The sequence below is a fragment of the Streptococcus mitis genome (assembly GCF_026782895.1).
Taxonomy (GTDB): Bacteria; Bacillota; Bacilli; order Lactobacillales; family Streptococcaceae; genus Streptococcus; species Streptococcus mitis_CB.
Genome location: NZ_JAKUXJ010000004.1, coordinates 79,507 through 92,773, shown reverse-complemented (window position 1 = coordinate 92,773; position 13,267 = coordinate 79,507). Strand labels below are relative to the sequence as shown.

General features: G+C 41.9%; 11 protein-coding genes. 1 reads left to right on the top strand and 10 read right to left on the bottom strand.

What is annotated here, in order from left to right; genetic code table 11:
* Window positions 1-20: 20 nt before the first annotated feature.
* The 9 genes from alaS to budA form a co-directional block, all read right to left on the bottom strand.
* Complete coding sequence (gene alaS, locus MK480_RS04585; RefSeq protein ID WP_247931915.1) at window positions 21-2,639, bottom strand: alanine--tRNA ligase; 2,619 nt, start codon at window positions 2,637-2,639, stop codon at window positions 21-23.
* Window positions 2,640-2,660: 21 nt separating this feature from the next.
* Window positions 2,661-3,146: an LURP-one-related/scramblase family protein gene (locus tag MK480_RS04580; protein ID WP_261008849.1), complete on the bottom strand. Its 486-nt coding sequence runs from the start codon at window positions 3,144-3,146 to the stop codon at window positions 2,661-2,663.
* A gap of 1,264 nt (window positions 3,147-4,410) precedes the next feature.
* Entirely contained in the window at window positions 4,411-5,481 is a 1,071-nt protein-coding gene (locus MK480_RS04575) for an ABC transporter substrate-binding protein (RefSeq protein WP_125442883.1), read from the bottom strand.
* A complete protein-coding gene (locus MK480_RS04570; RefSeq protein WP_125442884.1) occupies window positions 5,478-6,251 on the bottom strand; it encodes an ABC transporter permease in 774 nt (257 codons plus the stop codon). The genes MK480_RS04575 and MK480_RS04570 overlap by 4 nt, the downstream gene beginning before the upstream one ends.
* Window positions 6,248-7,054 (bottom strand): ABC transporter permease, encoded by an 807-nt coding sequence (locus tag MK480_RS04565; RefSeq protein WP_000753801.1) that lies wholly within the window; start codon window positions 7,052-7,054, stop codon window positions 6,248-6,250. Before MK480_RS04565 ends, MK480_RS04570 begins: the two co-directional genes overlap by 4 nt.
* On the bottom strand, window positions 7,035-8,192 hold the full coding sequence (locus MK480_RS04560) for an ABC transporter ATP-binding protein (protein ID WP_020903185.1): 1,158 nt from the start codon (window positions 8,190-8,192) through the stop codon (window positions 7,035-7,037). The genes MK480_RS04565 and MK480_RS04560 overlap by 20 nt, the downstream gene beginning before the upstream one ends.
* A gap of 159 nt (window positions 8,193-8,351) precedes the next feature.
* Window positions 8,352-9,257: a UDP-N-acetylmuramate dehydrogenase gene (gene murB / locus MK480_RS04555; protein ID WP_153209380.1), complete on the bottom strand. Its 906-nt coding sequence runs from the start codon at window positions 9,255-9,257 to the stop codon at window positions 8,352-8,354.
* Between the two features lie 113 nt (window positions 9,258-9,370).
* Window positions 9,371-10,123: a YhfC family intramembrane metalloprotease gene (locus MK480_RS04550; protein ID WP_153209382.1), complete on the bottom strand. Its 753-nt coding sequence runs from the start codon at window positions 10,121-10,123 to the stop codon at window positions 9,371-9,373.
* Window positions 10,124-10,132: 9 nt separating this feature from the next.
* Window positions 10,133-10,864, bottom strand: coding sequence for an acetolactate decarboxylase (gene budA, locus MK480_RS04545; protein WP_261073660.1), 732 nt, complete (start codon window positions 10,862-10,864; stop codon window positions 10,133-10,135).
* A 294-nt stretch (window positions 10,865-11,158) separates the two neighbouring features.
* Between budA and MK480_RS04540 the strand changes: the two genes are divergently transcribed.
* On the top strand, window positions 11,159-12,430 hold the full coding sequence (locus tag MK480_RS04540; RefSeq protein ID WP_173875981.1) for an aminotransferase-like domain-containing protein: 1,272 nt from the start codon (window positions 11,159-11,161) through the stop codon (window positions 12,428-12,430).
* Window positions 12,431-12,450: 20 nt separating this feature from the next.
* Here the strand turns inward: MK480_RS04540 and MK480_RS04535 are convergent, their stop codons facing one another.
* Window positions 12,451-13,266, bottom strand: a complete 816-nt coding sequence (locus tag MK480_RS04535; RefSeq protein WP_268707251.1) for an ABC transporter substrate-binding protein — start codon at window positions 13,264-13,266, stop codon at window positions 12,451-12,453.
* Window position 13,267: the final 1 nt, after the last annotated feature.

Genomic DNA, 13,267 nt, shown 5'->3' with positions numbered 1-13,267 from the left:
ATGGATAGATCTTTACTTGATTACAATTTACCTGCTACTGCATCCAACAATTCTTGGATCTTAGCTTGGTTGCTTCCTCCTGCCATGGCCATGTCTGGTTTACCACCACCACGTCCATCAACGATTGGTGCCAATTCTTTGACAAGGTTTCCTGCATGAAGGTCTTTTGTCTTACTTGCTACAAGGACATTGACTTTGTCACCGATAGCAGCAACTAGGACAAGAAGATCAGAGTAGTCTTTTTGTTTCCAGTTGTCCGCAAAGGTACGAAGGGCACCTGCATCTGATACAGAAACTTGACTAGCAATGTAACGGTGACCATTGACTTCCTTCACATCCTTGAAGATATCGCCTGCGGCTGCAGCTGCGGCTTTTTCTTTCAATTCAGCATTTTCTTTTTGAAGTTGACGAAGTTGTTCTTGAAGTCCTTCTACCTTGTGAGGTACTTCCTTGACTTGAGGTGCTTTCAAGGTCGCTGCGACAGCTTTAAGAGCGTCCTCTTGTTCACGGTAGGCTTCAAAGGCTTCCTTACCAGTCACTGCCAAGATACGGCGAGTTCCTGATCCAATCCCTTCTTCTTTGACAATCTTGAAGAGGCCAATTTCAGAAGTATTGCCAACGTGGGTACCACCACAAAGCTCGATAGAGTAGTCACCGATAGTAACAACACGGACTTCTTTGCCGTATTTCTCACCAAAGAGAGCCATAGCTCCCATTTCTTTGGCAGTGTCAATATCCGTTTCAACTGTCTTAACCTCAAGAGCTTCCCAGATTTTTTCGTTGACTTGCTGCTCAATCGCACGCAATTCTTCAGCAGTTACAGCTTGGAAGTGGGTAAAGTCAAAGCGAAGGAATTCAACTTCATTAAGAGATCCTGCCTGAGTTGCATGGCTTCCAAGGATATTGTGAAGGGCAGCGTGAAGCAAGTGAGTCGCAGTGTGGTTTTTCATGACACGGTGACGACGATTTGTATCAATTGCCAAGGTATATTCTTGGTTCAAGGCAAGCGGTGCAAGAACTTCAACCGTGTGAAGTGCTTGTCCGTTTGGTGCTTTTTGAACATTTGTCACAGTAGCTACAACCTTGCCTGACCCATCCAAGATTTGTCCATGGTCAGCTACCTGTCCACCCATTTCAGCATAGAATGGCGTTTCCGCAAAGATAAGTGAGGCAGTTCCTTCTGATACAGCTTCTACTTCTGCATTGTCAGCCACGATAGCCACCAATTTAGAAGATAATTGGCTAGCATTGTAGTTGAAGACACTTTCTACAGTGATGTTTTGAAGGGTTTCATTTTGCATACCCATTGAACCACCTTTAACAGCTGACGCACGCGCGCGTTCTTGCTGTTCTTTCATGGCTGCTTCAAATCCTTCACGGTCAACAATCATCCCAGCTTCTTCAGCGATTTCTTCAGTCAATTCAACTGGGAATCCATAAGTGTCATAAAGTTTGAATACATCTTGACCAGCAATGACAGATTGACCTTTTTCTTTCAAGTCTGCCACAATGCCTTGGGCAAAGTGTTGACCTGAGTGAAGGGTACGAGCAAATGACTCTTCTTCACTCTTAACGATTTTTTCGATAAAGTCACGTTTTTCAAGCACTTCTGGGTAGTAGCTTTCCATGATTTTACCAACAGTTGGAACCAATTTGTAAAGGAAAGGCTCGTTGATTCCCAATTTTTGACCATGCATAGAAGCACGACGGAGAAGACGGCGAAGGACGTAACCACGACCTTCATTTCCTGGAAGGGCACCATCACCGATGGCAAATGAAAGTGAACGGATGTGGTCTGCGATGACCTTAAAGCTCATGTTGTCGCCATCTTGGTCATAGACCTTACCAGACAATTTCTCCACTTCACGAATGATTGGCATGAAGAGGTCTGTTTCAAAGTTGGTCTTAGCCCCTTGGATAACTGCCACCAAACGCTCCAAACCAGCGCCCGTATCAATGTTCTTGTGTGGCAATTCCTTGTATTCGCTACGAGGAACAGCAGGATCTGCGTTAAATTGTGACAAAACGATGTTCCAGATTTCAATGTAACGGTCGTTTTCGATATCTTCTGCAAGAAGGCGAAGACCTATATTTTCTGGGTCAAAAGCTTCTCCTCGGTCAAAGAAAATTTCTGTATCAGGTCCAGAAGGCCCAGCACCGATTTCCCAGAAGTTATCTTCGATTGGAATTAAGTGGCTTGGGTCCACTCCCACTTCAATCCAACGGTTGTAAGAATCTTTATCATCTGGATAGTAAGTCATGTAAAGTTTCTCAGCTGGGAAGTCAAACCATTCAGGGCTTGTCAAAAGCTCATAAGCCCAAGTGATCGCTTCGTCTCGGAAGTAATCACCGATAGAGAAGTTCCCCAACATTTCAAACATAGTATGGTGACGTGCAGTCTTCCCTACGTTCTCGATGTCATTGGTACGGATCGCCTTTTGCGCATTGGTAATACGTGGATTCTCTGGGATAATAGTCCCATCAAAGTATTTCTTAAGAGTTGCTACACCAGAGTTGATCCACAAAAGTGTTGGGTCATTTACAGGAACCAAACTCACTGATGGTTCTACCGAGTGACCTTTGGTCGCCCAGAAATCAAGCCACATTTGGCGTACTTGTGCACTAGATAGTTGTTTCATATTGTCTCCTTATTTACTTGTTTAATGTGATTGGCTTTCCAGCATTTCCACATAGTCAATCGCGACACAGAGGGAAATGACTAGGTCTGCATAAGCGTCCTCAAGGACCGTTACATTATAGGTAGAGGTCAGATGGAAGAGTTCTTTCTTGATTTCCGCAATCAGCTGATCGCGATCATCCAGCAATTTGAAATCCAAATCCCAGATATTGCCCTCGATACGAAGACCTAGATTATCAAACTCATACTTATCTCGCCAGAAGGTCAACTTCTTACGAATGACAAAACTCGAGCCATTCCGAAGCTGAATCTCAAAACGAGGTAGCAAGGTCAAGATTTCTTTACTGATTTGACTAACATGTTCACCATTAGCATCATAGATGGTAAAAGTTTTGGGAATCTTAAAAAATGATCCCTCTACCTGATAGGCGATTTCTCCCCTGTCATCCTTGATAGCGAAGCGTTCGCCTCCAAGACGAAACTTTTGTTTGACAAGAAATGTTTTCATCAACACCTCCAAAAAATCAAAAGACAAGCTCATATCACGAAGGGCGAAAAACCGCGGTACCACCTTCATTCAATGAACTTGTCATTCTCTTATTCTTATGCAATTGTATGATTGAGTAGCATGACTTCCTAGCTTAGATGGCTCGCAGCACCGCCATTTCTCTGGACTAAGGCAACTGAAAATCAATTCTCAACTCTCTTATTATATCGTTTTTGGAGGAGTTCGTCAAGGTTAATGGCAATGAATCATAAATGTTTTATTCTGGGGTAACTTCTCAAAGTAACTTCCACTTGGCTAGCCGAAGTGGAAGTTAGTTTAAAACAAATTTTTATGGTGGAATTAAGTACGAGATATTTGAATAAATAATAAAATTATTATCTTCATTAAAATAGTAGACTAATAGAACAATTTATGGTATATTATAGTTGCCAAACGTATACAACAATTTTCATATGTATATCCAAATAAGAAAACAATAAGAAGTAGATTGCAAAATATAAAACAAAGGAGAATTTAAAATAATTAACACAATTAATTTGATTATGCTTGTCAGTCATAAAAAATTAATTTTTTATAACTGACCTTAAAAATATTAAGCTGCTCTAAATTTAGCGTTCAAATATTAAAATAATTAATTTATAAATTTAATTTATATTATCTATCTCTCATTCACTACTAGTGGATTTATATAAAAATTTTATCTACAAATAGTTTTCTTCCCTCGTCCATTGGGCGGGGTTTTTTGTTCGAAAATCTAGAATATAAATAAAAAAAAAACAGGTGCTCACCTCACCTGTGTAATAACTAATACAAATATGTCTTAATTAAGAATTTAATAATCTCAATAAGACAATACTTAACAATTGGTTCAAGAATTGAGAAACAATGTTGACAGATTAGTCGCCAAACGTAATTATCAACTTTATTTCCATTTTTTCTTTTATTGGATTTTTTCATATGTGTCACCATTTATGGTCTACACACTTAAAATTTTTCTATAGGTAAGACAAAAAATTTTTAAATAGCTTTACAACCAAAAAGAAAGCTTCATCTTATAGATAATATAAAATGTTTTCAACCAATTTTAACACCCCACCCTACCTCCGATATTAATATTTTACAATAAATAATTAATTACGACAATATAAAAAACTAATTTAAAATAATTTTAATGAATCTGAAAGAAAATTTTAGATCTTACGAATTACCTTCTACTTCTAAAAAACGAACCAGCTTGACTGATTCGTTTCGTGACTGCTAACTCCTACTTCCGATACATTTTAAATTGTAGGAAGAGGTCGCTATATTTGCCTGTCCATTTATGGTCAAATTTCTCATAAACTTCTAGGTGTTTCATGGTTTCAGCATCTGGATAGAAGGCCTTGTCTTCTTTTTTCTCCTCTGGGAGCATTTCCTTGGCTGGTAGGTTTGGTGTTGAATAGCCAACATACTCCGCATTTTTGAGAGCATTTTCGGGTTTCAACATAAAGTTGATAAAGGCATAGGCTGCATCTTGGTTTTTGACTGTTTTTGGTATAACCATATTGTCAAACCAAAGGTTGCTGGCCTCAGTTGGTACCACATAGCGTAGATTTTCATTTTTTTCTAGCATTTGGCTGGCTTCACCAGAGAAGGTCACACCGATAGCAGCGTTGTTCTGAATCATGTAGCCCTTCATCTCATCCGCCACAATAGCCTTGATATTTGGAGTCAACTTGTAGAGCTTGTCCACTGTCTCTTCCAACTGCTGGGGTTCCTTGGAGTTGAGGCTGTAGCCGAGGGAATTGAGTCCGAGTCCCAGCACCTCACGCGCCCCATCAAAGAGCATGATAGAGTTCTTATACTCTGGCTTCCAGAGGTCATCCCAATGCTCAGGCGCTTGATCTACCATAGTTTCATTGTAGACAATTCCCAAAGTCCCCCAGAAGTAAGGGATAGAGAATTTATTGCCTGGGTCAAAGGACTGGTTGAGAAACTCTGGTCCGATATTTTCAAGACCTTCAAGTTTTGAATAGTCAAGCGGAACCAAGAGGTCTTCGTCCTTCATCTTGTTAATCATGTATTCACTAGGAATTGCAATATCGTAGGTCGTTCCACCCTGCTTGATCTTGGTATACATGGCTTCGTTGGAGTCAAAAGTCTCATACTGGACTTGGATTCCTGTTTCTTCTGTGAATTGCTCCAAGAGTTCTGGATCGATATAGTCTCCCCAGTTGTAGATAACCAATTTTTGACTATCTCGACTATTGATTTTACTATCTAGATGGGTTGCAATTCCCCACAAGACGAGGATAATCGCTACAATTCCTGCTAAAAATGAATAGAGTTTTTTCATGCTTGCTCCTCCTTCTCACGTGAGATAAAGTAATATCCAACAACTAGGATAATACTAAAGAGAAATACAAGGGCAGACAGGGCATTGATTTCTAGCGAAATCCCCTTACGAGCACGAGAATAAATCTCGACTGACAGGGTTGAAAAGCCATTTCCCGTTACGAAGAAGGTCACGGCAAAGTCATCTAGCGAATAGGTGAAGGCCATGAAGTAACCTGCAATGATAGACGGTGTCAGGTAAGGAAGCATGATTTCCTTGAACATCTGAAATTGACTGGCACCAAGGTCATAGGCCGCATGAATCATGTCACCGTTCATTTCCTTGAGTCGAGGCAAGACCATCAAGACCACGATAGGAATCGAGAAGGCCACGTGACTAGATAGAACGGTCAAAAAGCCAAGTGAAAACTTGAGTTGGGTAAAGAGAATCAAGAAGCTGGCACCAATCATAACGTCAGGCGCAACCATAAGGATATTATTGAGTGAAAGAAAGGCTTCTTGGTATTTCTTACGAGATTGGTAAATATAAATGGCACCAAAAGTCCCGATAATGGTCGCAATCAAGGCTGACAGGAAGGCCAAGAAAAAGGTCTGAGTCACAATCAACATGAGACGACCATCGCCAAACATGGTTTTAAAATGGCTCAGGCTAAAGCCTGTAAAACTATTCATGTCGTTACCTGCATTAAAAGCATAGCCAATCAAGTAAAAAATCGGCAGGTAGAGGACAAGAAAAACCAGTCCCAGATAAAGGTTGGCAAATCTTTTCATCGTTCTCTCCTTTCCTTGGTCACCCACATGGTGATGAACATGGTCAGGATGAGAATCACACCGATGGTAGAACCCATACCGTAGTTGTCATTGGTCAGGAAGTTCTGCTCAATGGCTGTCCCCAAGGTGATAACGCGGTTCCCACCAATCAAACGGGTCAGCATGAAGAGACTCAAGCTGGGGATAAAGACCGACTGGACCCCACTTCTCACCCCATTCATCGATAGAGGGAAGATGACATGGCGGAAAGTCTCCCACTTGGTCGCACCGAGGTCATAGCTGGCATTGATGAGGTTGTTATCCATATCGTCCAAGACATTGAAAATCGGCAATATCATAAAGGGAAGCTCGATGTAGCTTGCTACAAAGATAAAGGAGAAATCGGTAAAGAGCAACTGCTGTGAACCGATTCCGATAAATTCCAAGAATTGGTTAATAGAGCCATTTTGACCAAAAATCCCGATAAAGGCATAGGCCTTGAGGAGCAAATTGATCCAAGTTGGTAAAATAATCAGCATGAGCCAGAGTTGACGGTGCTTGAGACGGGTCAAAAATAGGGCTGTTGGATAGCTGATAAGGAGGGTTACAAAGGTCACAATTCCTGCATAGAGTACAGAGTTGAAACTCATTTTTAGATAGGTCAAGTTTTGTGACGCAAAGTAAGATTTATAGTTTTCTAAACTGAATTGGCCTTCGATATTGAAAAAGGATTGTCCGAAAATCAAGACCAAGGGTGCCAACACAAAGAGGGCAATCCAGAGCATGTAGGGCACTACAAAGAGTTTAGAGCTTGTTTTCTTCATCTCTTTCCTCCTCGATTGCATTGATCAGACCTGCTTCTTGCTCTTCGATTTCCACGTATTCTTCGATACGAGCATCGAACTCTTCTTCTGTTTCATTGAGGCGCATGATGTGGATGTCTTCTGGTTCAAAGTCCAGACCGATTTCCTCACCCACGATGGCCTTACGAGTCGAGTGGATCATCCATTCATTTCCAAGTTCGTCATAGGCGATAATTTCATAGTGAACCCCACGGAAGAGCTGGGTATCGACCTTAACTTGGAGCTTGCCTTCTTCAGGAAGGGTAATGCGCAAGTCTTCTGGACGAATCACGACTTCGACTGGCTCATTTGGCTTCATCCCCCCATCGACCGCTTCAAAGCGTTTGCCGTTAAACTCAACCAAGTAGTCCTCAATCATGGTACCTGGCAAGATATTTGACTCACCGATAAAGGTGGCAACAAAGTGGTTAATCGGCTCATCGTAGATATCTACTGGTGTTCCAGACTGGACAATCTCGCCATCATTCATAACGAAAATCCAGTCACTCATGGCAAGTGCTTCTTCCTGATCGTGAGTGACAAAGACAAAGGTAATGCCCAATCGTTGTTGCAGTTCACGCAGTTCATACTGCATGTCTGTTCTCAATTTCAAGTCCAGCGCTGATAAAGGCTCGTCTAGCAAGACCACACGGGGTTGGTTGATGATGGCACGGGCAATAGCCACACGCTGACGTTGTCCTCCAGAGAGTTTACGAATGGAACGTTTTTCGTAACCTTCCAACTGAACCATCTTGAGAACTTCAGTAACACGTTGCTCGATTTCTTTCTTGTCAATCTTGCGCAAGCGGAGCGGAAAAGCAACATTTTCAAACACATTCATATGTGGAAACAAGGCATAGGATTGGAAAACCGTATGGACGTCACGCTTGTTGGTTGGGATGTCATTGATACGGACACCATCCAGCAAAATATCTCCTGTCGTCGCATCCAGTAAACCTGCAATGATGTTAAGGATAGTTGATTTCCCTGAACCAGACGCGCCTAGAAGAGTATAGAACTTCCCTTCTTCCAACTCAAAGTTGATATCTTTGAGAACCTTGGTGTTGCTGTCTTCAAAAACTTTAGAGACGTTTTTGAATTCAATAATTGGTTTTTTCAATTGTCATTTATTCCTTCTTTTTCATAGATTAACAGATCAGGGCTCTGTCAGGCCACTACTACCTCGTGTAGGAGATTGAACTGCCTACATTCTTCTGCACTGACGATAGGCTTTCACCCCCTTTCCATGACATAGCAGCAGCTTTTTAACTAAAACTTCCTACTTGCTTTCACCTAAAATACGGACTTCCCTCTCAAGGGTGACACCTGAGTGTTCCTTGACTTTTTCAATCACAGACTCAATCAAGTCCTCGTAGTCTTTAGCCGTTCCGTCAGCAACATTAATCATAAAACCTGCGTGTTTTTCTGAGACTTCTACTCCACCAATACGATAGCCTTTCAAGCCAGCTTCTGAAATTAATTGACCTGCAAAATGCCCTACTGGACGCTTAAAGACCGAACCACAAGATGGATATTCTAAAGGTTGCTTGAGTTCACGTAGATGCGTCAAGCGATCCATTTCTTGCTTGATAACCTGATGGTTTCCTGGAGCAAGGGAAAATTTAGCTGACAAGACAACTGCACCAGACTCCTGAATGGCTGAATGGCGATACCCGAAAGCCAAGTCCTGGGCAGACAGGGTCTCGATTTCTCCATCCTTGGTCAAGACCTTACAAGACTGTAAGATATGGGAAATCTCGCCACCATAGGCACCCGCATTCATAAAGACAGCACCACCGACACTTCCAGGAATACCACAAGCAAACTCAAAGCCAGTCAAACTATGACGAAGGGCAATGCGAGTTGTTTCAATCAGGTTAGCACCAGCTTCAGCTTCAATGGTATAGCCATCAACGGAAACATTATTGAGCTTGTCACACAAGATGACAAATCCACGAATCCCACCATCACGAACGATGATGTTGCTAGCATTTCCAAGAACCATCCAAGGGATATCTGCTTGATTGGCAAATTTGACAACGCGAGCCAACTCAAAATGATTTCGTGGAAAGACCAGATAATCAGCCTCTCCACCTACTTTTGTATAACTATAGCTATGCAAGGGTTCCTTGAAACGGATATCAATCCCTTCTAAGATTTCAAGCATGTTTTCTTTTACTGACATGACACTCTTCCTTTTACAAAATTCATTCCATTATACCATTTTTAAGACCATTTGACGACCCTAAAAAAATCTTGGGCTTATTTTAAACAAAAAAAGAGGTTTCCCCCTTTTTCTTATGATTTTTTGCAAAAGATTGCCTTTGTTCCATAGGCAACCAGGATCAGTTCAACTAGTAGAATAACTTCAACCAAGACTGGACTTGTAATCCATCCTACTTGAGCTAGAGATGGTGCCATGTCAAAGAAGGCATGTAGTCCATAGGCCGCTAGGAGATAAATCCATTTCTTCTGGCGAACAGCTTGGTAAACCCAAACTGTCAAAAGCAATTGGAATCCTAGCGCCAAGATTCTCTCAAAACCAAGCAAATAAATCTGCCAGACTGATAGCGACTGAATAGTTTTCAACATATTTTCAGACAGCAATTGCATAACTTGTGGATTTTGCGTTTGAACTGCTGAGAGAACGATGTAGAGATTAATCAAACTAGTAAGACCTAGGAAAATCAACTCCAAACCACCATGCCCCAATCCATAAGCCAAGGCATCTGCCTTTTCCAAACTTCTCTTTTTCTCCAACCATTTGAAGAAAATAAGACGAGCAGTTTCCTCAAAAAATGATGCCATGGCTAAGCCATAGATGATATAGACAAGCGGATGGTCTTGCAAGAGGGCAATACTACCGTCTTTTTGAGGATGTAAAACCAAGATATGCACCAGTTTTTCCAAAATCTGTGAAGAGACAAAGAAGGCAACAGCCCCCAAGCCCAAGACAGCTAGATTAATCTGGTATTTCTTTTTGGCATACCAAATGCTCCCTATTAGAAAAGTCAGCAAAAACACAATGGTAATAATGATATGAATGTTCATTTTCTTCTCCTATTCTGCCTTTTCAATATCTTTTTTCATCTCATCAACATTGAACTTGGCAAACAAGTATTGGCGGTCTTGAACTGGGAAACGTTGGTCTAATTGGTCAACTGCCCCCACTTCGATGATTCCTTCTTTTATGACAAAATCCATGACATGCCCACCGAAGGTCAAGTCATCTGAGATGAAGTGCAGATGGTAGCCTGCCACACTAACTCCATGAAAAATCTCTGGCGTCCAGAAACCAACGATGGTTCCTGCGACATTGTCACGACTATATTCCGGTTGATGGGTTGCGACCTCAGCAAACTTGGTATCTGGTGTCGACTTGGGAATCATGCGCACATGCATATGCGAAAATTCCCCACGAATCTTGATAGAGCGGAAAAGATTTTCCCCATCATAATAAGACTCGATTCGTTCTTCCAATTCCTTGTCTGTCATCTCAAACCGCTGGCGGAAAATGACCTCTGCCTGGTGCGGTACTATTGCTGCATAAGGAATAAGGGCATCTGGTGACACTTCTACAATTTCCGGTTGCTCTCCTGAGCCTTTGGCTTGATAAGCCTTGCCATCCAAAACAATCAATTCCCCATCAATGGAATCCAAGGTTCCCAAACCAAGGTCACCATGCTCTAGCAATTCTCCTACTGTCATGGTACCACCATAAAGGCCTGCCATCAAGGCTCCAAGGGTATTGTATTGAAATAATTTCACTGGTTCCTGCACGTTCTTATCCATTCTCTTTCTTGTCTGTTATACTCAATGAAAATCAAAGAGCAAACTAGGAAGCGAGCCGCAGGCTGCTCAAAGCACTGCTTTGAGGTTGTAGATAAGACTGACGAAGTCAGTTACATATATCTACGGCAAGGCGAAGCTGACGTGGTTTGAAGAGATTTTCGAAGAGTATTATTCTATAAATGTTACTCCTAAGTATACCACATTTGCCCCTAGATGTGAACGATAGAAACACTCTGGACATTGCCAAGAAGGAAAAAAAAAGGTACAATGTAACAAAATCAAGGGAGGTCTGGAATGAAGAAACAAAGCAAGTACCAAGAGGTTGTTTCCTATCTGAAAAACGGTATCGAGTCTGGACGTTTTCCAACGGGAAGTCGCCTGCCTTCTATCCGTCAACTGAGCCTTGACTTTCACTGTAGCAAGGACACCATTCAACGAGCCCTGCTGGAATTACGGCACGAACAATACCTCTATGCCAAGCCCCAGAGTGGTTACTATGTCCTAGAACAAGGGCAACACCAGGATCTAGAAATTGAAGTCACTGACGAACATGCCAGTGCCTATGACGATTTCCGACTCTGTATCAATGAAACCTTGATTGGTCGGGAAAACTACCTCTTCAACTACTATGACAACCAAGAAGGATTAGAAGACTTAAGACAATCCATTCATAAACTCCTCTTTGACCAAGCTCTCTACTGCAAGGCAGACCAGTTGGTATTGACTTCTGGAACCCAGCAAGCCTTGTTTATCCTTTCTCAAATTTCCTTTCCTAGCCAAGCCAAGGAAATCTTGGTGGAACAGCCGACCTACCATCGGATGAATCGCCTCTTGATTGCTCAAGGTCTGGACTATCAAACGATTGAACGAGGCATTGATGGAATTGACTTGGAGGAACTGGAAGGCCACTTCAAAACAGGACAAATTAAGTTTTTCTATACCATTCCTCGTTTTCACTATCCTCTGGGACATTCCTATTCAGAGCAGGACAAACGGGCTATTCTTGACTTAGCTGCCAAGTACGGTGTCTATATCGTAGAGGACGACTATCTGGGGGATTTGGACTCCAAGAAGGGCCAGACCTTCCACTATCTGGATACAGAGGAGCGGGTCATTTACATCAAGTCCTTCTCAACCAGCCTCTTTCCAGCCTTGCGGATAACAGCACTCATCCTTCCAAATGCTATCAAGGAAGCCTTTGTGGCCTACAAAAATATCCTAGACTACGACAGCAACCTCATTATGCAAAAGGCCCTGTCACTCTATATTGACAGTCAATTATTTGAAAAAAATCGTCTGGCTCGCTTATCCAATCAGGAAGCTTACCAAAAACAAATCGAGGAAAGACTAGCTAAAACTCCTTGTCCCCTTCCTTACTTTCCCCTACACGATGGTTTATTACTAGACCTAAGACATTATCCTAAAATTGCTAGTCTCAAACACAGCCAACTGGGCTTAGACTTCTTTGAAGAGGCATACTTGGATGCCTGCCCTTATCAATTTGCTAAGGTGTCCTTAGACAATCTGGAAAAGGTTTTAAACTATTTAAAAGCAGAATTGGAATGACATCCAACTCTGCTTTTTTCTTATTGTTCAACTTCTGTTAGGGTTGCCGCTTTTTCAAGATAGCTTTGGTAAGTTCCTTCATCCTTGAGTTTTTGGATGACCTTGTCCACCACTTCTTTCAAATCAGCACTATTTTTTCTAAGGGCAACTGCGTTGGCTTCGCCGTCCTTCATCTTCAAGCTGACAGTTGCGACAGCTAGGTCGGCATTTTTAGCAGCATAGCTAAGAGCAACAGGCTCATCCATATGAACGGCATCTACTTTTCCAACCTGTAATTCATTAACAGCTTCACCCATATTGGTTAGGGAAGTTAATTGCGCTTTTGGCAATTGTTCCTTGACCATAGATTCTGGAACAGTCCCTTTTTGGGCCGCAATATTAGCACTTTCTAGGCTAGTTAAATCCTTGTATTTTTCTTCATCAGCCTTACGAACCAAGAAACTAATCTTGTTTTCATAGTAAGGGATTGAAAAATCAAAGACTTCTTTTCTCTCGTCAGTAGCGCTAATTCCCGCAACCGCTAGATCAGCCTTACCAGTTTGAAGACTGGTCAAGACATTATCAAAACTCATGCTTGAAATTTCCAACTTCACCCCAAGTTCATCAGCGATAGCTTGGGCCATATCAATATCCGCACCGACTACCTGGTTTTTTCCGTCAACTAAGGATTGGAATTCAAAAGGTGCATAGTCAGGACTAGTCGCCACAACTAATTTCCCCTTTTGCTTAATGGCCTCAACAGCTGACTGAGAACCATTAGAACCCGACTGGCAAGCTACTAAGAAGAAACTTGCAAGAAAACTACATAAAACAAATATCCATTTTTTCGATTTCATA